The organism is Pelagivirga sediminicola (assembly GCF_003072125.1).
GTDB lineage: Bacteria > Pseudomonadota > Alphaproteobacteria > Rhodobacterales > Rhodobacteraceae > Roseovarius > Roseovarius sediminicola.
The window spans coordinates 60992-82482 of sequence record NZ_QCYH01000009.1 but is presented as its reverse complement, the minus strand read 5'-3'; the positions used below and the strand labels follow the sequence as shown (position 1 = coordinate 82482).

The following is a 21491-nucleotide window of genomic DNA, read 5'->3' as shown; positions in this document are numbered from 1 at the left end:
GCTTTGCCGCAGGTGGCGGGCCGCGGGACGCCTCCGGCGGGAGTATTTCGGCCAAGATGAAATCATGCAGGCTTGGCTTTTGCGGGCGGGCTGTGCAATGTCGCCGCGGGTGCAGGCCCGGTCGCATGGAAAAACCGCACGATGCGTATGATCATCTCTTTCGCCGCGCTTTTCCTGTCGGTGATCCTGATGCAGCTTGCCTCGGGCGGGGTGGGGCCGCTGGACGCGCTGAGCGGTCTGACGCTGAGCTTTACGACGGCGCAGATCGGTCTGCTGGGATCGGCGCATTTCTTTGGCTTCTTCATCGGATGCTGGTGGGCGCCGCGCCTGATGGGCAGTGTCGGGCACAGCCGCGCCTTTGCCGCGTTTACCGCCGCGGGGACGATATCGCTGATCGCGCATATGCTGGTGGTGGATCCGTGGGCCTGGACGCTGATGCGCGTGGCGATGGGGCTGTGCGTGGCGGGCTGCTACACGGTGCTGGAGGCGTGGTTGCAGGCCAAGGTCACGAACGCCACGCGCGGGCGGGCGATGGGGATCTACCGGCTGGCCGATATGGGCGCGTCGCTGATGGCGCAGATGATGATCTCGGTGCTGGAGCCGGCATCCTATGTTTCCTACAACATCCTGGCGCTGTTCTGCTGCGCCGCGCTTTTGCCGATCACCCTGACGCGGGCCGAGCAGCCGCAAACCCCTGCCGCGCCGCGCCTGCGGCCGCGCCTTGCCATCGTCTGCTCGCCGCTGGCGGCCGCGGCCGTGGTGGTGGCGGCGATGAGCAGCGCGACCTTCCGCATGGTCGGCCCGCTTTACGGCCAGCAGGTGGGGCTGGAGGCGGCGCAGATCGCGTGGTTCCTGGCCGCTTTCGTGCTGGGCGGCGCGATTGCGCAGTATCCCGTGGGCTGGCTGCGGACAAGTATGACCGCCGTCATGTCATGGTGGGGCTGTCGGTGGCCGCCATCATCAGCTGCGCCGTCACCGCATGGCTGGGCGCGCTGTCGGCAGAAGGGGTGCTGCTGACCGCGTTCTTTTTCGGCCTCACGTCCTTTCCGATCTATTCGGTCGCCGCCGCCCATGCCAATGATTTCGCCACCTCCGACCAGCGGGTCGAGCTGTCGGCGGCGCTGATGTTCTTTTACGCGCTGGGCGCGATGGCCGCGCCGCTGCTGGCCTCGACCCTGATCGAGGCATACGGGCCGCCCGCGATGTTCGTGATGATCGCGGCGGGGCATGTCGCGCTGGTGATCTTCGGGCTTGCGCGGATGCGGGTGCGCCCCGCTCAAGCGCCGCGCACGCGCTATGTCTGGAGCCCCAGGACCAGCTTCATTATCGGCCGCCTGACCAAGGGCAGCCGCGACGCGGAGTGACGTATCGCCAACCCACTGGCAACGCTGGGGCGCTTGCGCTAAAGCAGGCCCACGCGTTTGAACGAGGGGCGACATGGCACGGCATCTGATCACATCGGCAATCCCGTATATCAACGGGATCAAGCATCTGGGAAATCTGGTGGGCAGCCAGCTTCCTGCCGATCTCTATGCGCGCTACCAGCGCGGGCGCGGCAACGAGGTATTGTTCCTCTGCGCCACCGACGAGCATGGCACCCCCGCCGAGCTGGCCGCCAAGAAGGCGGGCAAGCCCGTCGCCGAATACTGCGCCGAGATGCATCAGGTGCAGGCCGAAATCGCGCGCGGCTTTCGCCTGAGTTTCGACCATTTCGGACGCTCCTCCAGCCCGCAGAACCATGCGCTGACGCAGCATTTTGCCGCAAAGCTGGCCGACAATGGCCTGATCCGCGAGGTCGTTGAGGCACAGGTCTATTCCATCGCCGATGGCCGCTTCCTGCCCGACCGCTATATCGAGGGCACCTGCCCCAACTGCGGCTATGACAAGGCGCGCGGCGACCAGTGCGAGAATTGCACCAAGCAGCTGGACCCCACCGACCTGATCGAGCCGCGCAGCGCCATTTCCGGCTCGACCGATCTGGAGGTGCGCGAGACCAAGCATCTTTACCTGATGCAGGCCGGGATGCGCGACCAACTGAACGCGTGGATCGACAGCAAGGAGGACTGGCCGCTGCTGACCACGTCCATCGCGCGCAAGTGGCTGAACGATGGCGACGGGTTGCAGGACCGGGGCATCACCCGCGATCTGGACTGGGGCATTCCGGTGCGGCGCGGGGATAAGCCGTGGCCGGGGATGGAGGGCAAGGTATTCTACGTCTGGTTCGACGCGCCCATCGAATACATCGCCTGCGCCGGCGAATGGGCCGAGGCCAACGGGCTGAATGATGCCGCATGGCAGCGCTGGTGGCGCACCGACAAGGGCGCCGATGACGTGCGTTATACGCAATTCATGGGCAAGGATAACGTGCCGTTTCATACGCTTAGCTTTCCGGCCACCATTCTGGGCAGCGGCGAGCCGTGGAAGCTGGTCGATTACATCAAGTCGTTCAACTACCTCAATTATGACGGCGGCCAGTTCAGCACGTCGCAGGGACGCGGTGTGTTCATGGACCAGGCGCTGGACATCCTGCCGCCCGATTACTGGCGCTGGTGGCTGCTGAGCCATGCGCCCGAAAGCTCGGATTCCGAATTCACGTGGGAAAATTTCCAGACCTCGGTGAACAAGGATCTCGCCGACGTTCTGGGCAATTTCGTCAGCCGCGTGACCAAGTTCTGCCGCTCCAAATTTGGCGAGGCGGTGCCGGACGCGGGCGAGTTCGGCCCCGAAGAGCACGCCCTGATCGAGAGCATGACAACCCGCGTGCGCGCCTACGAGCGCCACATGGAGGCGATGGATGTGCGCAAATCCGCGGCTGAATTGCGCGGGATCTGGGTGGCGGGCAACGAATACCTGCAATCGGTCGCGCCTTGGACCACGTTCAAGACGGACCCGGACAAGGCCGCCGCGCAGATCCGGCTGGCGCTGAACCTTGTGCGGCTCTACGCGGTGCTGAGCGCGCCCTTCGTGCCCGATGCCGCCGCCGACATGCTGGCGGCGATGCAAACAGGCGATGACAGCTGGCCCGATGACGTGCCCGCCGCCTTGGGCATGCTGAAACCCGGCCATGCCTTTACCGTGCCGGAGGTGGCTTTTACCAAGATCACCGACACGCAGCGCGAGGACTGGCAGGCGCGGTTTTCGGGTGTGAGGGACTGACAGGGAGCGCAGCCGCCAAGCGTGCGGCTGCCCATCCCATTGAGGCTCGGGACCTTTTTCTTGCCGGTCGATTTCTATCGTGTAGGATGAATTAAAGGCAAAATGCTAAACGCCCGCGGGTGACAGCCGCTTCGCCCCTGCACGCAGGGGCGTGCCCGCGAGGACGGAAAAAAAGAGGGACAGGCATCCATGACAGATCCGGCATTCTATCAATTCTCGTCGATCACGGTGATATTGCTATTGGTGGCGTTTTACGGCGGCACCTTTTTCATGTCGACCTTCGTCAACAAGAAGAAGGAAAATGTCGATGGGTTCATGGTGTCCAGCGGCAAGGTGGGCTTTGGCATTTCCGCCGCCAGCATGACGGCGACGTGGATCTGGGCCGCGTCCTTCTATGGCGCCGCGATCTCGGGCTACAATTACGGGCTGTCGGGGCCGATGCATTACGGCTTCTGGGGGGCCTTGATGATCCTCTTCATCTACCCCTTCGGCCTGCGGTTTCGCAAGCTGGCGCCCAACGCGCATACGCTGGCCGAGGTCATGCAAGCGCGCCACGGGTCGGGCAGCCAGCTGATCCTGGCGGTGTCGAACCTTTTGGGCAGTCTCATCAGCCTGATGGTCAACTTTACTGCGGCGGGCGCGCTGGTGTCGGTGCTGTCGCCGCTGTCGTTCCAGACCGGCGTGCTGATCGCCGGGATCGGGGTGTTGTCCTATACACTCTGGTCGGGGTTCCGCGCCTCGATCCTGACCGATTTCGCGCAGGTGGTGGCAATGATGTCGATCGCCGTGGTCATCATCCCTTGGGTCTATTTCAGCGCGGGCGGCAGCGAGGCGCTGAGCGCCGGTTTCTCCCGCATCACCGAAGAGCAGGCGAATTTCTTCTCCATGACCGCGATCCTTGAACAGGGCGCGCCATTCTTCGTGGCGGTTCTGGCCTATGCCATCGGCAACCAGACCATCGCGCAGCGCCTGTTCGCGGTGCGACAGGATCTGATCAAGTCCACTTTTATCACCGCGACGCTGGGCTACGGATCAATCGTGATCGGGCTGGGGATGCTGGGGCTGATGGCGCTGTTGCTGGGCGTCGTGCCCTATGACGGCGACGTCAACAACATCATCCCGCAGATGGCGTCGGGCTATCTGCCGCCGGTGATGATCGCGCTGTTTTTCATCCTTGTGATCGGCTCGCTGTCCTCGACGGCGGATTCGGACCTCTCGGCGCTGTCGGCGATCATGATGACCGACATCTATGGCCGCAACCTGGCCAAGGGCAACCCCGATCCGCGCCGCATGCTGCTGCTGGGGCGGATCACGATGATCGTCGCGACGGTGGCCGGTCTGATCTTTGCCAGCTTCTCGCTCGATATCCTGGTGATGCTGGTCTTTGTCGGCGCGCTCTGGGGGGCGATCGTGTTCCCCGTGATCGTCAGCTGCTTCTGGAACCGCGTCACCGGCCCGGCCTTCGTGTGGTCGGTGGTCATCGCGCTGCTGCTCTTCACGATTGTCCGGTTCGAGCTGTTGCCGATGACCGGCATCATCGGCGGCACGTTCGAGCTGATCGCGGCGGTCGGGGGCGGTGTCGTGCTCGGCCTGATGGCATTCGGGTTCTTCGGACGCATCGCGGGGCTGGTGATCGGGGTGATCGGCGCCATCGCCTGCGCCATCTACTTCACCGGGTTCCTGCGGGATTATACCGTGCTTCTGGGATCGCTGACCGCTTACGGCACCAGCGCGATCCTGTGCACCCTGATCAGCCTGATGCGTAACGAGCGGTTCGATTTTGACCTGATCGCCCAGCGCGTCACCCATTTCGACGCGCCGACCCCCGAAGAAGCCGTGCGCGCGACCGAGACCTGATACCGATGCGCATGTCCACCACAAAAGGAAAGACAAGATGCTGACATTCTACATCCTGATCTGGCCGGCGATCTCGGCCATCGTCCTGGCGGTCATCGTCATCACCTTCATGCGCGAATTGCGCGAGGCCAGGGCGGAGGGCCGCAAGGTCGTCTAAAGCGTTTCGCCTGTGAGCCACCCCGCGCCCAAGCGCGAGGGCATAAAATGCAAAAGAGCGGGCCGGATCGGCCCGCTCTTTACGATTTCGCAAGTCTGGAAGGCGCTTACGCCTCTTCGTCCAGCTTCTCGATCTCTTTCTCCAGATCCGCCTTGGTGACTTCCTTTTCGGTCACTTTGGCCTGCTCGGCGACATAGTCGATGACCTTGTCCTCGAAGATCGGCGCGCGCATCTGCTGCTGCATCTGCTGGTTCTGCTGGATGAACTCAAAGAACTGACGCTCCTGCCCGGGATACTGGCGGGCCTGCTCCATGATGGCCTGCGTCATTTCCTGATCGGTCACCTGGATCTCGGCGCGCTGGCCCAGCTCGGCCAGCAGCAGGCCCAGACGCACGCGGCGCTCGGCCAGCTTGGTGTGCTCGTCGGTCGTCTCGATCTCGGGGTGATCGTGGCCCTGAACCTCGGGGTTGTCGTCATGCCACAGCTGATGCGCGATCTGCTTGGCTTCCTGCTCGACCATCGAGGGGGGCAGATCGAAGCTGACCATCTTGTCCAGCTCGTCCAGCATCGCGCGCTTCATCACGGCGCGGGCGGCGCTGCCATACTCGGCCTCCAGCCGCTCGCGGATCTGGCCCTTGAGGGCATCCAGATCCTCGGCGCCGAATTTCTTGGCCAGCTCGTCGTCGATCTCGGCATCCTTGGGGGCCTTCACCGCCTTGATGGTGCAGGAGAAGACGGCTTCCTTGCCGGCCAGATGCTCGGCCTGGTAATCCTCGGGGAAATTGACGGTAACGTCCTTTTCCTCGCCCTCCTTGACGCCGACCAGCTGCTCTTCGAAGCCGGGGATGAAGCTGCTGGAGCCCAGCACCAGCGGATAATCCTCGGCCGAGCCGCCCTCGAACGCCTCGCCGTCGACCTTGCCGACGAAATCCATCGTGACCTGATCGCCGTCCTTGGCCTTGGAGCCTTTCTTGCGGTCCTCGAAATCCTGCGCGTTCGACGCGAGATTCTTCAGCGCCTCGTCCACGGCCTCGTCATCGGGAACAACTTTCAGGCGCTCCAGCTTGATCTTGGACAGGTCCAGATCGGGGATCTCGGGCAGTGCCTCGTAGGACATCTCGACCTCGACGTCGTCGCCCTCTTTCCAGTCCTCGTTGGTCATCTTCATGGCAGGCACGGCGGCGGGGCGCTCGCCCTTTTCCTCGAAATGGCCCTTCATGGCCTCATCGACGGCCTCTTGCATGGCCTCGCCCATGACGCGCTGACCGAACTGCTTTTTCAGCAGCGCAAGCGGCACCTTGCCCTTGCGAAAGCCCTTCATTTCCACTTCGGGCTGCGCTTCTTTCAGCTTTTCGATAACCTTCGCGTCCAGCTCCTGAGCGGTGAGGAGCATTTTATAGGCGCGCTTGAGGCCTTCGTTCTGGGTCTCGGTGACCTGCATTGTTCGTCCTTATCCATTGCAATCGGGCCGCGGAGGCGTCCGCAGCGGTCAAAATCAAGCGCTTTCTAGGGGTGCGGGGGGCGCGGCGCAAGCGCGATCTTGGCGCGGCGCATGGCTCAGGCGGTGCGCCGGGTGGCGGCCCAGACGGCATGGCGCACGCGCGCCGTCTTGTAGGCATCGAAGATCGCCATCGCATAGACAAAAAGCCCGCCCGCCAGCTTGCCGACAATCGACACGTCCGGCGCCGCGGTCTGAAGCGTGTAGCCCCCCAGCAGCAGGATGAAGAAAAGAAAGATCAGGCCGCGCACCGGCTGGCGGTTCATCACCTGGCCGCTGCCCGGCAGGACGATCGCGGCGAGCAGCACTAGGTAGGGATTGGCCGGCGGGCGTGTGACGATGTTCATGCGCGCATCTCCTGCAGGGGCGCGGCGGCGTCATCGGTCCGCGCGCCGGCGATGATGTCGGCGCGCAGCGCGATCAGCGCGTCCAGCTTGGGGCGCAGCAGTTCGGGGGCCAGTGGCGCGGTCCCCATTTCCGCGTCGCGATAGATCAGGTAGCGGCTGCGCTGCGCTTCTTCGGCCAGGAACACGATCCGCACGCCCTTGGGCGAGATCACCAGTTCCTTGACGCGCGGATCGTCGAAGATGGACAGATGTGCGCGCACCAGATCCTCGGGCGGCACGTTTGCGCGGCTGTCGGTGCGGATCGCGCAATCCTCGGGAAAGCCCTCGGGGCGGTCCAGCTGATGCGTCAGGGTGTGAAAGCGCGAGAACGGCTCGACCCCGGTGGGGCGGATCATCAGGTTCATCGTCGCGTCCACCGGCAACGGGCCGGGCAGCGTCACCAGAACCCACAGCGCGGGCAGTTTGCGAAAGGTCAGCGTGTCGGGCAGCGTCTGGATGTCGGCCTCGATGCCGTCATACTGCCCTGCGAGCCGGGCAAAGCCGCTGCTCCCGCGGCCCATGCGCGGACGCTCCAGCAAGGGGCGGCAGGCGTCCAGATACCCGGCGCGCTGCGCGATCCGCTCGGCCGAGGCGCGGCTCAGATGCCGCCAGAGCAGCACCAGCAGCGCCGCGGCGGCAATCAGTATCGCACCTGTCAGAAATCGGTCCATCATTCCCCCATGAGGCGATCCGGCCCGCCGAAGGGGCGGGCCGGTCTGCGTCTGGTCGCTCAGTAGCCTTTGGGCCGCGGCCAGGGCATGGTGAACTGCGCCGCCCGGCGCACGAAGCGATAGCGCCAGAAGTGGAACCACAGCGACACGATGATGTAGAAGGACAGCATCGCCACCAGCTGAGAGCCATATCCCAGGAACACGGCAAAGAACGTGACCCCGCACAGGCACAGCAGGATGATCGCCGGGATCGGGTGGAACGGATGCTCATAGCCCCGCTTGATCGTGTCCACCGGCCATTTGCGGCGGAAAAGGATCACGTTCAGCGGCATGAAGGTGTATCCCAGCAGACCCGACAGGATCGAGAAGGTGATGACCTGGTCCAGCGGCGCCCCCAGCGCAAAGATCAACGCGATCGGCACGAGGAAGATGATCGCGCGGTAAGGCGTGCGGAACTTGGGATGCACCGCGCCGAACCAGTCGGGCAGGTAGTGGTCGCGCCCCATGGCAAACCACGCGCGGCTGGCATCGTTGATGCAGCCATTGGCCGAGGCCAGCGTGGCGAACATCGTGCCGATCCCCAGAAGCACCATCAGCGTCACCGATCCCGACATGCGCGCGGCATCAAAGAGCGGCACGCCCGCCTGTCCCAGATACTCCCACGGCATCAGTCCGACGCAGACATACCATGTCAGCGTCGCCGCGATCAGCAGCGTCATGATCCCGGCCAGCGTGCCGAAGGGCAGCGAGCGCGCGGGCGAGCGGACCTCCTCGGCGGCCTGGCAGGTGCCTTCGATCCCGAGGTAGTACCACAGGCCGAAATGCATCGCCGCAATCACGCCCAGCCAGCCGTAAGGCAGGTCCGTCATCAGCTCGGCATGGCGCAGCGGGCTGTCGGACATGAAGACCGCCGTTGTCAGGAAAAGCGCGATGATCGCGCAGAACGCGAAGGCCGTGATCACAAGGCTAAAGGTCAGTGTCGCCAGAACGCCGCGATAGTTCAGCCACGCCAGGAACATGATCGCCAGGATGATGAACGGCCTCTGGTCCAGCCCCTCGTGGCCCGTCATCCCCGCCACCGTATCAATGAGGAAACCGAAGGTGATCGCATTCGCCGCCTCCAGCATCGTATAGGCGAAAACCAGATAAAGCCCGACATTGAAGGCCATCAGCGGACCGATGATATGCTTGGCCTGCGTGTACTGCCCGCCCGCGGCGGCGACGGTCGATGTCACCTCGCTGTCGATCATCGCAACGCAGGAATAAAGGATCCCCGCGAACCAGCAGGCCAGCAGCGCGGCATAGGCGCCGCCCTTGCCCACCGAAAAGTTCCAGCCCATGTATTCGCCGACCAGCACGATCCCGACGCCGAGGCCCCAGATATGCGCCGGTCCCAGAACGCGCGCCAGTCCCACCTTGGTCCCGCCGGGGCCCATACCGTCCATCTCGGTGGACGTGATATCCGTATCAGACATGTTCGCTCCCGTTCAGAGTGTGTGTTCTTCGGTCATCGCCTCAAGCTCGCCCTCGCGGGAGGACATCAGTTCCTCCTCGCTGTAGGTGCTGTCGGTCTTGATCCAGTCGATGACGATATAAAGCCCGAAGATGATCGAAAGACCCCAGGCCGCGTATTCCATGACGTTCCACATATCCATGTTCAGTCTCCGTTCACTTGTCGCCGAATTTCTCGGAAATGACTTCGCTGTATTCCTTGCCGGAGAAGCGCAGAACGATGAAATAATAGCCGATCACGACGACGATCATCACCAGCAGGTTGAGGACCGAAAAGGAGTAGTCGAAGCGCGAGGTGATCAGCTCGGCCGCGTCGGTGGCGGTCGCATAGCCCAGCTCGTTCCACTTCTCGACCATCGTCGCATTCTGCCCGAGCGCGTCCCAGGTGACGTTTTCGGGCACTTCGGAGGTTTGCGCGCTGCCGGCCAGACCGAGGAACAGCGGCAGGTAAAGCGCGCCGATGGCCAGTACCAGCAGGACGATCACGTCGATGATCTGGCTGATCTTGCCTTGGACGGGGGGGATGTAATTTGCCATGCTGCTATCCTCTCTCAGCCGCGTTTCTTTTCGGCGCGGGCGAGATCAAGAAACTTGATGTCGAGGCCGTACATGAAATCGCGATCTTCCTTGTAATGGCGCAGCATGGCCATGATCGCAGCGGTGTTGAGCACCAGGATGGTCGCGCCGCCGATCAGCAGGACGATACGGGCGCCGGAGCTGGGTGCGAGGTTCCAGGTGGCGATCGCGACGAAAATGATGGCCAGCCAAAGGCCAATGACGAAGAACCACGCGATGGCGGTATCCTGTCCATGCATCTTCTTGATGCGTTCTGATAGTTCGGGCATCGACACTCCTTCTTTTGATGATCCGCAGCACATCCGCCGCGCCATTGTTTAGCCGCAGTGAAAACTTTGCCCTCGCAGGAAGGCACGGAGGCCGGTTTCCTGTCAACGCCCACGTAAGCCGTGCCAAACGCCGTCAAACCTGTGTGGAGGCGCGGAAATTTCGGGCGCCGCCAAGCAAAACGGCTTGAAAATATGGAAATTTTCGTAAAGTTTTCGCCGCGAAAACGTAACTTAATGACCCTCGAAAAAAAATCTGGCAGCAGCGCGCTCAGGGCGTTTTGCGCGAATCTTCGCCGATATTCAGCGCGCGATCAGGTGCATTTTGGCCGGTTGTGAGCGGGGCGAGTCGCGGGCGCGCCAGGGCGACGTTTTGCATGGCAGCCGTCGTTGGTGCGGACGGTGGGACTCGAACCCACACGGGCACAAGGCCCAACAGATTTTAAGTCTGGTATGTCTACCATTCCATCACGCCCGCACGTCCGGCGGACCATAAACGCCGTGGCGACCGTGTAAAGCGTTACAAGGCGTCCTCGCCCGCCTCCAGCGCCGGCAGCAGGCTGCGCTCGGGCAGCCATGGATTCATCGTGAGCGCCGCGCGCAAGGCCAGCGCGGCCTCGCCCTGCCGGTTCAGCGCATGCAGCGTCAGGGCCTTGCCGGCCTGCGCCGCCACATGCCGGGGCTGGCGGGCAAGGGCCGCGTCCAGATCCGGCAGGGCGGCGGCGAAATCGCCGCGCAGGAAACTGACGAAAGCGCGCTGATTGTACCCTTCGGCATAATCCGGGCAGTAGGCCACCAGCGCCTGAAATGCCGTCATCGCGCCGTCCAGGTCATGCGCCTCGCGCCGCGCCATGCCGCGATCCAGCAGCTCCTGAGCCTGAGCATCGGGCGCGTCGGCCCACAGCGCCCACATCTTGTCGGACGCCGCCATTCCGGCCGCGCGGTCCGGCGCCTTCTGCGCCTGCGCCACCAGATCGCGCAGCGCGCCGGTGTGATCGGGCGGGGCCGGGCAGGTCTGCGCCAGCGCGGGCAGCGGCAGGACAAGGGCAAGGATCGCGTATCGCATGGGGCAGTTAAGCGCATCCGGCGCCGGGCGGTCAAATCACAAGCGCATCAGATCGCATCTTCGGGCGCGTTTTCCTTGACCGCCTGCATGGCGACATAGGTGCTGGTGCCCGCCACATGCGGCAGGGTGCTGATCCGGTCGGCCAGCATCTGGCGATAGTCGTTCATGCTGCGCGTACGGATCTTCATCAGATAGTCGAAATTGCCCGCGATCAGATGCACCTGCTCGATCTCCGGGATCTTGCGCACGGCGGCGTTGAACTCGGCCAATGCGGCCTCGCGCGTGTCGGTCAGGCGCACTTCGACAAAGCTGACGTGATCGAGCCCCAGCCGGATCGGATCGATCATCGCACGGTACCCGGTGATGACGCGCGCGGCCTCCAGCCGCCGCAACCGCGCCTGGGTGGGCGATTTGGACAGCCCGATTCGCAGCGCCAGGTCGGTGATGCTGATGCGCCCCTCCGTGGCCAGCACCCGCAAAATTGCCCTGTCGAACTTATCCAGATCGGTTTGCATCGCTTTTGCCTCGTTTTCCATCCATCTGACCTGAAATCCGGCGTGGATCAGGAAAATCACCTTTCCATACCGTGATATGCTGGGTCAATTCACACGGGGGCCCCACGGGTCCGTTTGTCAAAGGATGCCCTCCATGCCGTATGATACCGAAGCACGCCGCGCCATCGATCTGCAAACCTATGCGGACGGCCCCACGACGATCGCCCGTCTCAAGACCGAGGCGAACCTGTCGCCCGAAGACCGCAAGCGTATCTGCGCACGCGGCGCCGATCTGGTGCGCGACATTCGCGGGCAGTCAGATCCGGGCATGATGGAGGTGTTTCTGGCCGAATACGGGCTGTCCACCGACGAGGGGATCGCGCTGATGTGCCTGGCCGAGGCGCTCTTGCGTGTGCCGGATGCCGAAACCATCGACGCGCTGATCGAGGACAAGATCGCCCCCAGCGACTGGGGCAAACATATGGGCCAGTCCACGTCGCCCCTGGTGAACGCGTCCACATGGGCGCTCATGCTGACGGGCAAGGTGCTGAAGGAAGACAAAAAGGGGCCCGTCGGCCATCTGCGCAGTGCCATGAAGCGTCTGGGCGAGCCTGTGATCCGCACCGCCGTGTCGCGCGCGATGAAGGAAATGGGCCGCCAGTTTGTGCTGGGCGAGAATATCCAGTCCGCCATGGACCGCGCCGCCAAGATGGAGAAGAAGGGTTATACCTATTCCTACGACATGCTGGGCGAGGCCGCGCGCACTGACAAGGACGCGACGCGCTATCACCTCAGCTATTCCCGCGCGATCAGTGCCATCGCGCAGGCCTGCACCCATGACGACATCCGCAAGAATCCCGGCATCTCGGTCAAGTTGTCGGCGCTGCACCCGCGCTATGAGGTCGCCCAGCGCGAGCAGGTGATGGATGTTCTGGTGCCGCGCCTGCGCAGCCTCGCGCTGTTGGCCAAATCCGCCGGAATGGGCCTGAACATCGACGCCGAAGAGGCGGACCGCCTTGCCCTGTCGCTGGACGTCATCGAAACCGTGCTGAGCGAACCCGCGCTGGCCGGATGGGACGGCTTTGGCGTGGTCGTGCAGGCCTATGGCCAGCGCGCCGGATATGTTCTGGATTTCCTCTACAACCTTGCGCAGCAACTGGACCGCCGCATCATGGTGCGTCTGGTCAAGGGCGCCTATTGGGACACCGAGATCAAGCAGGCGCAGGTCGAGGGTATTGACGGCTTCCCGGTCTTCACCTCCAAGCCCGCGACCGATGTCAGCTATATCGCCAATGCGCGCAAATTGCTGTCGATGACGGACCGCATCTATCCGCAATTCGCCACGCATAACGCCCATACGGTTGCCGCCGTTCTGGACATGGCGAGCGACAAGGAGACGTTCGAATTCCAGCGCCTGCATGGCATGGGCGAGGCGCTGCACGACATCGTCATGGCCAACGAAGGCACGCGTTGCCGCATCTATGCGCCCGTCGGCGCGCATCGCGATCTGCTGGCCTATCTGGTGCGCCGCCTGCTGGAGAACGGCGCGAATTCCAGCTTCGTCAACCAGATCGTCGATGAGGAGGTCGCGCCCGAAATCGTCGCCGCCGACCCCTTCAAGCTGGTCGAGGAAGAGCGCGTTCCGCTGGCCACCGGCCCCGAGCTTTTCCTGCCTGAGCGTGTGAATTCCAAGGGCTTCGATCTGCGCCACCAGCCCACGCTGGAGGCGATCGAGGCCGCCCGCGCGCCCTTTGCCACCCATAAATGGGAGGCCGCACCGCGTCTGGCGGCCAAGGCCGCGCCCGAGGAAAAGGTCGACGTGACCAACCCCGCCGACCCCGCAGGCAGCCCCGGCACCGTCGCCCATGCCAGCGCCGCGGATATCGAAACGGCGCTGTCGAAGGCCGCCAGATGGGACGCCCCCGCCGCCGAGCGCGGCAAGGTGCTCGGCAGGATCGCGGACCTGTACGAGGAAAACTACGGCGAGATTTTCGCCATCCTCGCCCGCGAGGCCGGCAAATCCCAGATGGACGCGGTCGCCGAGTTGCGCGAGGCGGTTGATTTCCTGCGCTATTACGGCGCCAATGCGCCCGATACCGGCGCTGTCGGCACCTTTACCTGCATCAGCCCGTGGAATTTCCCGCTGGCCATCTTCACCGGCCAGATCGCCGCGGCGCTGGCTGCGGGCAATGCCGTCCTGTCCAAACCGGCCGAGCAGACGCCGATCATCGCGCATTTCGCCGTGGGCCTCATGCACCGGGCCGGCGTGCCGGAGGCGGCGCTGCAACTGCTGCCCGGCGGCGGCGATGTGGGCGCGGCGCTGACATCCGATCCGCGCGTCGGCGGCGTCGCCTTCACCGGCTCGACCGCGACGGCAATGAAGATCCGCAAGGCGATGGCCGACAACCTTGCCCCCGGCGCGCCGCTGATCGCGGAAACCGGCGGGCTGAACGCAATGATCGTGGACAGCACCGCGCTGCCCGAACAGGCGGTGCAGGCGATCATCGAGAGCGCGTTCCAATCGGCCGGTCAGCGCTGCTCGGCCCTGCGCTGCCTTTATGTGCAGGAGGATATCGCCGAGGATTTCACCAAGATGCTGACCGGCGCGATGGATGCCGTCGTCATGGGCCGGCCCTGGGATCTGAGCACCGATTGCGGCCCGGTCATCGACGAGGCGGCCCGCGCCGGCATCGCCGAGCATATCCAGACCGCCCGCGCCGAAGGGCGCCTGATTCACGAGCTGAAGACGCCGAATGCGGGCACCTATATCGCCCCCACTCTGATCCGCGTGGACAGTATCGCGGATCTGGAACGCGAGGTGTTCGGCCCCGTGCTGCACATGGCCACCTTCGGCGCGACCGAGCTGGACACCGTGATCGACGCGATCAACGACACCGGCTATGGCCTGACCTTCGGGCTGATGACGCGGATCGACGACCGCGTGCAATACGTGACCGAGCGGGTGCAGGCGGGCAACATCTATGTCAACCGCAACCAGATCGGCGCGATCGTCGGCTCGCAGCCCTTCGGCGGCGAGGGGCTGTCGGGCACGGGCCCGAAGGCGGGCGGCCCGAACTACCTGGCACGTTTCACGGTGCATCCCGCGCCGGTGGCGGGGGACGATTTCGAGGGCATCATGTCCGCCAAGAACATTCAGGCCGCGCTCGACAAGGCATATACCGTCGAGATGCAGCCGCGCGAGGATCAGCTGATGCCGGGGCCGACGGGCGAATCCAACCGCCTGACCAGCCATGCGCGCAAGCCGCTCCTTTGCATGGGGCCGGGACGCGAGGCGGCCAAGGCGCAGGCCCGCGCGGTGATGTCGCTGGGCGGTATGGCGGTCGAGGCAAACGGCACCGTCCCGCCCGAGGCGCTGACCTCGCTCAAGGGGCTTGTCGGCGCGCTATTCTGGGGCGACGAGGCCGCGGCGCGCCCCTATGCCAAGGCGCTGAGCGAGCGCTCCGGGCCGATCCTGCCGCTGATCACAGGGCTGCCGGATACGGGCCACGTGCTGAACGAGCGGCATGTCTGCGTCGATACCACGGCAGCGGGCGGCAACGCCGCGCTGCTGGGCGGCGCGTCCTGACTGCGCCGCGCTTGACCGCGTCTGAACATGGGGCCAACGTGGCCCCATGTTTCCCATCCGCGATCATAACCCATCGGGCCGCACGCCCTACGTGACCTACGCCCTGATGGCCGCGAATATCGCGATCTTCCTCAGCTACTGGCCGCTTTTCGATCAGCCCCGCGCGCTGAATGCGTTTTTTGTCGAATGGGCCATGATCCCCGCCAGGGTGATGCATGCGGATGCCTACGGCTCGCTTGTCAGTTCCATGTTCCTGCATGGGGGCTGGATGCATCTGGCCGGTAACATGCTGTTTCTATGGATATTCGGCGACAACCTGGAGGACGAGATGGGGCATCTGGCCTATCTGGGTTTCTACTTGCTCTGCGGTGTCGGATCGGCGCTGGCGCAGGTGGCGTCCGCGCCTTATTCGCTGGTGCCGACGGTGGGCGCGTCCGGCGCGATCGCCGGGGTGATGGGGGGCTATCTGCTGCTGTTTCCCAAGGCGAGGGTGGATATCCTGATCATCTTCGTGGTCTTTTTCCGCATCCTGCCGATCCCGGCGTGGATCATGCTGGGCCTGTGGTTCGCCTTTCAGGTGTTCGGCGGCCTGTCGATGCCAACCACCAGCGGCGGCGTTGCGTATTGGGCGCATGCGGGCGGTTTCGTGCTGGGCGCGGTGCTGACCGTGCCGCTCCTGCTGCGCCGGGGCGGGGTGCAATTCTGGAGCCGCACGGATGGACATCCGCCACATCCCGCAGCAACATATCAATACGCCCAAACCCGCATCCCGAAAGTGAGGCGCAAATGAAAGCGACATGCCATTGCGGCGCAGTAGAGCTGCGCGTGACCCTGACGGACGGTCTGAACACCGCCAGCCGCTGCGATTGCAGTTTTTGCGCGCGGCGCGGCGCCGCTGCGGTGACGGCGCCGCTGGACGGGGTCGAGGTGGTGAAGGGCGCGGACAAGCTGACGCTTTACACCTGGGGCACCGGCACGGCGCAGCATTACTTCTGCTCGGTCTGCGGGATTTATACGCACCATCGCAGGCGGTCCAACCCGAATGAATACGGTGTCAACCTGGGCACGCTGGAGGGCGCGCATCCCCGCGATCTGGGCGATATCGCCTGGGTCGACGGGATCAACCACCCGTCCGACCGATAGCTGTCAGCGGTTTCGGATGATCCCGGCGAACTTGCCGAAAATGGCGTTGTTCGCGCAGATCACTGCGCCCTCATCGAGGATCTCGCGCCCATCGGTCATCGGCTCGACCAGCGCGCCGGCCTCGCGCGCGATCAAAAGGCCCGCGGCCATGTCCCACGGCTGCAGGCGCCGCTCCCAAAAGCCGTCATAGCGCCCGGCGGCGACATAGGCGAGATCCAGCGAGGCCGCGCCAAAGCGGCGCACGCCCGCGCAGGCAGGCAGGAGCCGCGCCAGATCCTGCAATGTATGCGGCAGATCGCTGCGCCCGCCAAAGGGCAGGCCGGTGGCAAAAATGCTCTCGATCAGCTTCTCGCGGCCCGACACGCGCAGGCGGGATTCGTTCATCCACGCGCCTTCGCCCTTCTCGGCAAAGAACAGCTCGTCCTTGGAGGCGTCATAAACCACGCCGGCGACGATCTGGCCCTTGTGCTCCAGCGCGATGGACACGGCCCAATGCGCGAGGCCGTGCAGGAAGTTGGTGGTGCCGTCCAGCGGATCGACGATCCAGCGGCGGGTGGGGTCGGTGCCCGGCTCCTCGCCGCCCTCTTCGGCCAGCCAGCCATAGGTGGGGCGCGCGTTCATCAGCTCGGACTTGATGATCTGCTCGGCCTGGATGTCGGCGCGGCTGACGAAATCGCCGGCGCCCTTCATGCTGACCTGAAGGTTCTCGACCTCGCGGAAATCCTTGGCCAATGCGCGCCCCGCCTTGCGGGCGGCCTTCATCATCACGTTGAGATTTGCGCTGAGTGCCATGGAGCGGTCCTTACCTGTATCAAGCCGCGCGTATAGGCCCCCCGCGCCGCGCCCGCAAGGGCAAGGCGCGTGTCACAGCGGCGCGCTGTTGATCGCAGACAACTCGGCATTGACCTCGAAGATGATTCCCCGGATCCCTTGGATACCCATCGCCTCCAGCCGCGCGGAATGCATGACGAGATAGGATTTCGCCGTTTCCTCGCTTTCGAACAGATAGATGCCCCCGGCCTTGCCCGTGCTCTTGTCCTCCGTCCATATTTTCCAGATCATCCCCGGCTCGTCATTGATGGATCTGGCCAGATCGCCCATCGCGGCAGTCATGTCCGCGCCGAACGGACCTGTGAAATCGAAATCTACCTGTAAAAGTTTCTGCATGGTCGATCCTCGCGGTTTGGTGTGAATATGGTCTTAACATCCGCTCAGCGGTTTCTGGACAGTTTGAATGGCGGGCGCCCTTGCGTCAAACCTTCTCCCGCCTCTGCAACTTCACCGGAATTTCCCGCGCCAGTTTCAGCAGATGCGCCATGAAGGGCTTGCTCGCGTCATCATCGCGGATCGCGGCATAAAGCCGTTTGGTCAGGCCATTTTCGGTAATGGGCCGCACCACGTAATCGTCACTGCTGCGCAGCTCGCGCACCACCCAGTCGGGCAGCACGGCAACGCCCCGGTTGCTTGCCACCAGCAGCAGGATCACCGCCGTCAGCTCCACCTGCCGGATGCTGGCCGGTTCCACCTTGGCGGGGGTCAGAAGTTCGGTGAATACGTCCAGCCGCGAGCGATCCACCGGGTAGGTGATCAGCGTCTGACCGCGAAAATCCTCGGCCTCGATAAAGTCCTTCTGCGCCAGCGGATGCACCGCCGAGGCCAGAAACACCGGCTCGTAATCGAACAGCGGCTTGAACCCGATGCCGCGCAGCGCTTCGGGGTCCGAACTGACAACCAGATCCACCTCCTCCTTTTGCAGGGCGGGCAGCGCGTCGAAGGCAAGGCCGGGGCGGATATCGACATCGACCTCGGGCCAGTTGTGGCGGAACGCCTCCAGCACCGGGAACAGCCATTCGAAACAGGCGTGACACTCGATGGCGATGTGAAGGCGCCCGGAGCTTCCCGCGCGCACGCCCGAAAACTCGGCCTCCAGCGCCTCGATCTCGGGCAGCACCTTGTTGGCGACGCGCAAAAGGCGCAGGCCCGCCGCCGACAACGTCATCGGCTTGGACCGGCGCACGAACAGCTCGACCCCGGCCTGATCCTCCAGCCCCTTGATCTGATGGCTCAGCGCGCTTTGCGTGATGTTCAGCGTGTCGGCCGCTTTGGCCAGCCCCCCGGCGGCGTGAATCGCGCGGATCGTGCGCAGGTGCCGGAACTCGATATGCATTTTATTAGCGCGCCTCATGTAGATCGTGAGAATTATGAATTTGCATAACATATGCTGCATTGCGACAAAGGCTCAAGTCCTCACACGGGAAACCCATCATGAACGCGCCGAACATCTCCTTCGAATTCTTTCCGCCCAAGACCCTGGAGGCGTCCTTTCGCCTGTGGGACACGGTGCACACGCTGGCGCCGTTGCAGCCGCGGTTCGTGTCCGTCACCTACGGCGCGGGCGGCACGACGCGCACCCTGACGCGCGAGGCGGTCAGCGCGCTGCACGGCTCGGCCGGGCTGAATGTCGCGGCGCATCTGACCTGCGTGAACGCCACGCGCGAGGAAACACTGGCCATCGCCGATGAATTCCACGCCGCCGGCGTGCGCGAGATTGTCGCCCTGCGCGGCGACGCGCCCAAGGGCAGCGGCGGGTTCAAGCCCCATCCCGGCGGCTTCAACGACAGTTGCGAGCTGATTGCGGCGCTCAAGGAGCGCGGTGATTTCACCCTGCGCGTCGGCGCCTATCCCGAGCGTCACCCCGATGCGGCCGATGACAACGCCGATGTCGAATGGCTCAAGCGCAAGTTCGATGCGGGCGCGGACGAGGCGATCACGCAGTTCTTCTTCAGCGCCGATACCTTCCTGCGCTTTCGCGATCGCTGCGCTGCGGCGGGCATCGACAAGCCCGTCATCCCCGGCATCTTCCCGATCGAGAACTGGGACGGCGCGCGCCGCTTTGCGCAATCCTGCGGCGCGACGGTGCCCGATTGGCTGAACGCCGCCTTCGCCACCGCCGAGCGTGACGAGCGCAGCGATCTGCTGGCCATTGCCCATGCGACCGAACTGTGCAGCAAGCTGATGGACGAGGGCGTGGAGGATCTGCATTTCTACACGCTGAACCGGCCCGAACTGACACGCGACATCTGCCATGCGCTGGGCGTGGCGCCCAAGGTGCAACTGCGCGACGTCGCCTGAAGCAATGGCAGACCTAAAGGGCGCCGCTCCGGACGGGCGGCGCCTCGCCGTTTTCATATGCGGTCTCATGCACCCGCTCCGACGGATCGCGCCCGATGGTGCGGCGCCCGCGCGCCAGGAATATCTTGCCCCAACCGCCCCATGTGCCGACCGACGGCGCGCTCGCATCGCACGGATAGCGCGCGCGCCAGTCCTGCGGCAGCGTCAGACCTGCCGCCTCGCCGCGCTCCAGCATCCAGACAAGGGGAATGTTGGCGAGGGGACGGGCGGCGTCGAATCCGCTCAGATGCCCGCCGATATCTGCATGCGTGCCGCGAAACCAGACCTGCTGCACATCGGCGGCCGTTTCGGGCCCGGTTTGCCAAAGGACCGGCCGGTAGGCGATGCGCGTCTCGTCCAGCGCCAGCGCGTGATAGCCGCGCCGAACGGTCCTGCCCAGCTGATGGGAATGAAACGCATGGCTCGGCGCGCTCCAGCGCCACAGGATCGGCAGGCGCAGGCCCAGCGCCTTGACGGTGTCCCAGACGCCGACCATCTCGATCGGAACGGCCTCGTGGCAATAGGCGTTGTGGAATGCGCGGGCGACGGGCCGCTCGGGGCCGCTCTGATAGTGGCGCCACGCGAGGCGCACGTTGCGCTCGGTCGCGTGTTCGCCGCGCAGAAGGCCGACCATGTCGATCGCGCCGGCCAGCGACCGGACGGCATAGGCCCCGCGCGAATAGCCCAGCAGATAGATGCGGTCGCCGGGCCTGTAACGGCTGGACAGATAGCCATAGGCGCGCCGGATCTGGCGGTTGATGCCGCGCCCCATCATCACGCTGATCGTGCCGCGCCAATCCTGCCACTGCAGCCCGGCCTCGTAATAAAGCGACATGCGCGCGCCGCGCACCTCGCTCAAAAGGCGATAGACAAGGCCCGCGTTGCTTTCGTCGCCCGGCACCAGGGACGACATCGTTCCGTCAAGGATCAGCACATGCGTCACCGGCCCGCGAGGATCCACCGCGCCCTTGTGGCCGCGCCGCAGGTCGCGCCCGAAACCCGGCAGCACCAGTGAATAGATCCGCTTGACCCAATTACGCCACGACATCTTCGCCTTCACCCCTTTCGCGCGTCACCATTGCCGCGGGACAAGACATAACGCAGGATCGCGCGATTGACAGCCGCGGGGCCTTGCGCGCCGCCCCTTTTCGGGTGTTGAATCCCTCCCACCGGACCCGATACCCGAAGGAGCCAGCCATGGACCGCGTCAGCTTTACCCAGATGAAGGACGGCACGAAGGAAGAATACGAATTCCTGACCGAACACGAGATCGATCATACCCGCCACACGGCACGGCGCCTGCTGAGCGCGCTGGTCGATCTGGACAAAAGCCTGTCGGGCTACCAGATCACGCGGCTGGGCCATTCGCTGCAATCGGCAACGCGCGCGTGGCGCGATGGGGCTGATACCGACTGGATCGTCGCGGCGCTCCTGCACGATATCGGCGACATCTATGCGCCCTATAACCACGACGAATACGCCGCCACGATCCTGAAGCCCTTCGTGCGCGAGCAGTGCACATGGTGCGTGGCCGCGCATGGCGATTTCCAGATGCTCTATTACGGCCACCACCTGGACGGGGCCGATCCGAACAAGCGCGAGCGTCATCGCGGCGCCCCCTATTTCGACGATTGCGCCGAGTTCTGCGAGCGCTGGGACCAGGCCAGTTTTGACCCGGATTATGACACGCTGCCGCTGGAGTTCTTCGCCCCCATGGTCGAAGAGGTGTTCGCCCGCCAGCCCTATGACCCGGCCGTCATCCGCCCCGGTGCGCGCGAGCCGCTGACCGGCACGCCGCGCGGCTGAAGCGAGCGGCGGGATTCGGGTATTTGCACCCAAGAAAAAACCAAGGCGCATATCCCCGGCTTTTTCTTGGTGAAAATACCCATGGCGCGCCGTTTGCCGCGGCTGGGGCGCCCGCCGATCATGCGCATCGGGCTTTCACTTGCTCC

At 64.4% G+C, this 21491-nt stretch carries 21 protein-coding genes, 1 tRNA gene and 1 pseudogene; 9 read left to right on the top strand and 14 right to left on the bottom strand.

Features of this window, described 5'->3' with window-relative positions; genetic code table 11:
- Positions 1–141 precede the first annotated feature (141 nt).
- From DC366_RS14530 to DC366_RS20315, 4 genes and pseudogenes are all read left to right on the top strand, one after another.
- A pseudogene (locus DC366_RS14530) lies at positions 142–1364 on the top strand (MFS transporter).
- A 73-nt stretch (positions 1365–1437) separates the two neighbouring features.
- A complete protein-coding gene (gene metG / locus DC366_RS14525) occupies positions 1438–3156 on the top strand; it encodes a methionine--tRNA ligase (protein ID WP_108692953.1) in 1719 nt (572 codons plus the stop codon).
- A gap of 189 nt (positions 3157–3345) precedes the next feature.
- Positions 3346–5013: a sodium:solute symporter family protein gene (locus DC366_RS14520; protein ID WP_108692952.1), complete on the top strand. Its 1668-nt coding sequence runs from the start codon at positions 3346–3348 to the stop codon at positions 5011–5013.
- A 37-nt stretch (positions 5014–5050) separates the two neighbouring features.
- Positions 5051–5170 (top strand): putative transporter small subunit, encoded by a 120-nt coding sequence (locus DC366_RS20315; RefSeq protein WP_243405145.1) that lies wholly within the window; start codon positions 5051–5053, stop codon positions 5168–5170.
- Between the two features lie 106 nt (positions 5171–5276).
- On the opposite strand, the gene tig is transcribed toward DC366_RS20315, so the two are convergent.
- The 10 genes from tig to DC366_RS14475 all read right to left on the bottom strand — a co-directional run bounded on the left by tig (position 5277) and on the right by DC366_RS14475 (position 11660).
- Positions 5277–6611, bottom strand: a complete 1335-nt coding sequence (gene tig / locus DC366_RS14515) for a trigger factor (protein ID WP_108692951.1) — start codon at positions 6609–6611, stop codon at positions 5277–5279.
- 116 nt (positions 6612–6727) lie between these two features.
- On the bottom strand, positions 6728–7015 hold the full coding sequence (locus tag DC366_RS14510; protein WP_108692950.1) for a hypothetical protein: 288 nt from the start codon (positions 7013–7015) through the stop codon (positions 6728–6730).
- Complete coding sequence (locus DC366_RS14505) at positions 7012–7728, bottom strand: hypothetical protein (RefSeq protein WP_108692949.1); 717 nt, start codon at positions 7726–7728, stop codon at positions 7012–7014. The genes DC366_RS14510 and DC366_RS14505 overlap by 4 nt, the downstream gene beginning before the upstream one ends.
- 56 nt (positions 7729–7784) lie before the next feature.
- On the bottom strand, positions 7785–9200 hold the full coding sequence (locus DC366_RS14500; RefSeq protein ID WP_243405144.1) for an APC family permease: 1416 nt from the start codon (positions 9198–9200) through the stop codon (positions 7785–7787).
- Positions 9201–9212: 12 nt separating this feature from the next.
- A complete protein-coding gene (locus DC366_RS19940; RefSeq protein WP_165802920.1) occupies positions 9213–9380 on the bottom strand; it encodes a hypothetical protein in 168 nt (55 codons plus the stop codon).
- Between the two features lie 13 nt (positions 9381–9393).
- Complete coding sequence (locus DC366_RS14495) at positions 9394–9774, bottom strand: hypothetical protein (protein ID WP_108692948.1); 381 nt, start codon at positions 9772–9774, stop codon at positions 9394–9396.
- A 14-nt stretch (positions 9775–9788) separates the two neighbouring features.
- The gene (locus DC366_RS14490; protein ID WP_243405143.1) at positions 9789–10082 is read right to left on the bottom strand and encodes a hypothetical protein; all 294 of its coding nucleotides are present in this window, start codon (positions 10080–10082) and stop codon (positions 9789–9791) included.
- Positions 10083–10470: 388 nt separating this feature from the next.
- A tRNA-Leu gene (locus tag DC366_RS14485) sits at positions 10471–10557 on the bottom strand.
- Positions 10558–10599: 42 nt separating this feature from the next.
- The gene (locus tag DC366_RS14480) at positions 10600–11145 is read right to left on the bottom strand and encodes a tetratricopeptide repeat protein (RefSeq protein ID WP_108692947.1); all 546 of its coding nucleotides are present in this window, start codon (positions 11143–11145) and stop codon (positions 10600–10602) included.
- A 47-nt stretch (positions 11146–11192) separates the two neighbouring features.
- Positions 11193–11660 (bottom strand): Lrp/AsnC family transcriptional regulator, encoded by a 468-nt coding sequence (locus DC366_RS14475; RefSeq protein WP_108692997.1) that lies wholly within the window; start codon positions 11658–11660, stop codon positions 11193–11195.
- A 133-nt stretch (positions 11661–11793) separates the two neighbouring features.
- Between DC366_RS14475 and putA the strand changes: the two genes are divergently transcribed.
- From putA to DC366_RS14460, 3 genes are read left to right on the top strand one after another with little or no spacing between them, the layout of a single operon-like run.
- Positions 11794–15225, top strand: a complete 3432-nt coding sequence (gene putA, locus DC366_RS14470; RefSeq protein ID WP_108692996.1) for a bifunctional proline dehydrogenase/L-glutamate gamma-semialdehyde dehydrogenase PutA — start codon at positions 11794–11796, stop codon at positions 15223–15225.
- A gap of 46 nt (positions 15226–15271) precedes the next feature.
- Positions 15272–16015: a rhomboid family intramembrane serine protease gene (locus DC366_RS14465; RefSeq protein ID WP_108692946.1), complete on the top strand. Its 744-nt coding sequence runs from the start codon at positions 15272–15274 to the stop codon at positions 16013–16015.
- On the top strand, positions 16012–16368 hold the full coding sequence (locus tag DC366_RS14460) for a GFA family protein (RefSeq protein WP_108692945.1): 357 nt from the start codon (positions 16012–16014) through the stop codon (positions 16366–16368). Before DC366_RS14465 ends, DC366_RS14460 begins: the two co-directional genes overlap by 4 nt.
- A gap of 3 nt (positions 16369–16371) precedes the next feature.
- Here DC366_RS14460 and DC366_RS14455 read toward each other — a convergent pair whose 3' ends face one another.
- From DC366_RS14455 to DC366_RS14445, 3 genes are all read right to left on the bottom strand, one after another.
- Complete coding sequence (locus tag DC366_RS14455; RefSeq protein ID WP_108692944.1) at positions 16372–17160, bottom strand: inositol monophosphatase family protein; 789 nt, start codon at positions 17158–17160, stop codon at positions 16372–16374.
- 72 nt (positions 17161–17232) lie between these two features.
- On the bottom strand, positions 17233–17535 hold the full coding sequence (locus DC366_RS14450) for a monooxygenase (protein ID WP_108692943.1): 303 nt from the start codon (positions 17533–17535) through the stop codon (positions 17233–17235).
- 85 nt (positions 17536–17620) lie between these two features.
- Entirely contained in the window at positions 17621–18535 is a 915-nt protein-coding gene (locus DC366_RS14445) for a LysR family transcriptional regulator (protein ID WP_108692942.1), read from the bottom strand.
- Positions 18536–18633: 98 nt separating this feature from the next.
- Between DC366_RS14445 and metF the strand changes: the two genes are divergently transcribed.
- The gene (gene metF, locus DC366_RS14440) at positions 18634–19500 is read left to right on the top strand and encodes a methylenetetrahydrofolate reductase [NAD(P)H] (RefSeq protein ID WP_108692941.1); all 867 of its coding nucleotides are present in this window, start codon (positions 18634–18636) and stop codon (positions 19498–19500) included.
- A gap of 13 nt (positions 19501–19513) precedes the next feature.
- Here the strand turns inward: metF and DC366_RS14435 are convergent, their stop codons facing one another.
- Complete coding sequence (locus DC366_RS14435) at positions 19514–20587, bottom strand: T6SS phospholipase effector Tle1-like catalytic domain-containing protein (protein WP_108692995.1); 1074 nt, start codon at positions 20585–20587, stop codon at positions 19514–19516.
- Positions 20588–20736: 149 nt separating this feature from the next.
- Here DC366_RS14435 and DC366_RS14430 point away from each other — a divergent pair, with 149 nt between their 5' ends.
- Positions 20737–21345, top strand: a complete 609-nt coding sequence (locus tag DC366_RS14430) for an HD domain-containing protein (protein WP_108692940.1) — start codon at positions 20737–20739, stop codon at positions 21343–21345.
- Positions 21346–21491 lie beyond the last annotated feature (146 nt).

Coding starts and splice junctions, on each gene's coding strand:
- metG (WP_108692953.1), top strand. CDS start 1,438: ATGGCACGGCATCTGATCACATCGGCAATCCCGTATATCAACGGGATC.
- DC366_RS14520 (WP_108692952.1), top strand. CDS start 3,346: ATGACAGATCCGGCATTCTATCAATTCTCGTCGATCACGGTGATATTG.
- DC366_RS20315 (WP_243405145.1), top strand. CDS start 5,051: ATGCTGACATTCTACATCCTGATCTGGCCGGCGATCTCGGCCATCGTC.
- tig (WP_108692951.1), bottom strand. CDS start 6,611: ATGCAGGTCACCGAGACCCAGAACGAAGGCCTCAAGCGCGCCTATAAA.
- DC366_RS14510 (WP_108692950.1), bottom strand. CDS start 7,015: ATGAACATCGTCACACGCCCGCCGGCCAATCCCTACCTAGTGCTGCTC.
- DC366_RS14505 (WP_108692949.1), bottom strand. CDS start 7,728: ATGATGGACCGATTTCTGACAGGTGCGATACTGATTGCCGCCGCGGCG.
- DC366_RS14500 (WP_243405144.1), bottom strand. CDS start 9,200: ATGTCTGATACGGATATCACGTCCACCGAGATGGACGGTATGGGCCCC.
- DC366_RS19940 (WP_165802920.1), bottom strand. CDS start 9,380: ATGGATATGTGGAACGTCATGGAATACGCGGCCTGGGGTCTTTCGATC.
- DC366_RS14495 (WP_108692948.1), bottom strand. CDS start 9,774: ATGGCAAATTACATCCCCCCCGTCCAAGGCAAGATCAGCCAGATCATC.
- DC366_RS14490 (WP_243405143.1), bottom strand. CDS start 10,082: ATGCCCGAACTATCAGAACGCATCAAGAAGATGCATGGACAGGATACC.
- DC366_RS14480 (WP_108692947.1), bottom strand. CDS start 11,145: ATGCGATACGCGATCCTTGCCCTTGTCCTGCCGCTGCCCGCGCTGGCG.
- DC366_RS14475 (WP_108692997.1), bottom strand. CDS start 11,660: ATGCAAACCGATCTGGATAAGTTCGACAGGGCAATTTTGCGGGTGCTG.
- putA (WP_108692996.1), top strand. CDS start 11,794: ATGCCGTATGATACCGAAGCACGCCGCGCCATCGATCTGCAAACCTAT.
- DC366_RS14465 (WP_108692946.1), top strand. CDS start 15,272: ATGTTTCCCATCCGCGATCATAACCCATCGGGCCGCACGCCCTACGTG.
- DC366_RS14460 (WP_108692945.1), top strand. CDS start 16,012: ATGAAAGCGACATGCCATTGCGGCGCAGTAGAGCTGCGCGTGACCCTG.
- DC366_RS14455 (WP_108692944.1), bottom strand. CDS start 17,160: ATGGCACTCAGCGCAAATCTCAACGTGATGATGAAGGCCGCCCGCAAG.
- DC366_RS14450 (WP_108692943.1), bottom strand. CDS start 17,535: ATGCAGAAACTTTTACAGGTAGATTTCGATTTCACAGGTCCGTTCGGC.
- DC366_RS14445 (WP_108692942.1), bottom strand. CDS start 18,535: ATGCATATCGAGTTCCGGCACCTGCGCACGATCCGCGCGATTCACGCC.
- metF (WP_108692941.1), top strand. CDS start 18,634: ATGAACGCGCCGAACATCTCCTTCGAATTCTTTCCGCCCAAGACCCTG.
- DC366_RS14435 (WP_108692995.1), bottom strand. CDS start 20,587: ATGTCGTGGCGTAATTGGGTCAAGCGGATCTATTCACTGGTGCTGCCG.
- DC366_RS14430 (WP_108692940.1), top strand. CDS start 20,737: ATGGACCGCGTCAGCTTTACCCAGATGAAGGACGGCACGAAGGAAGAA.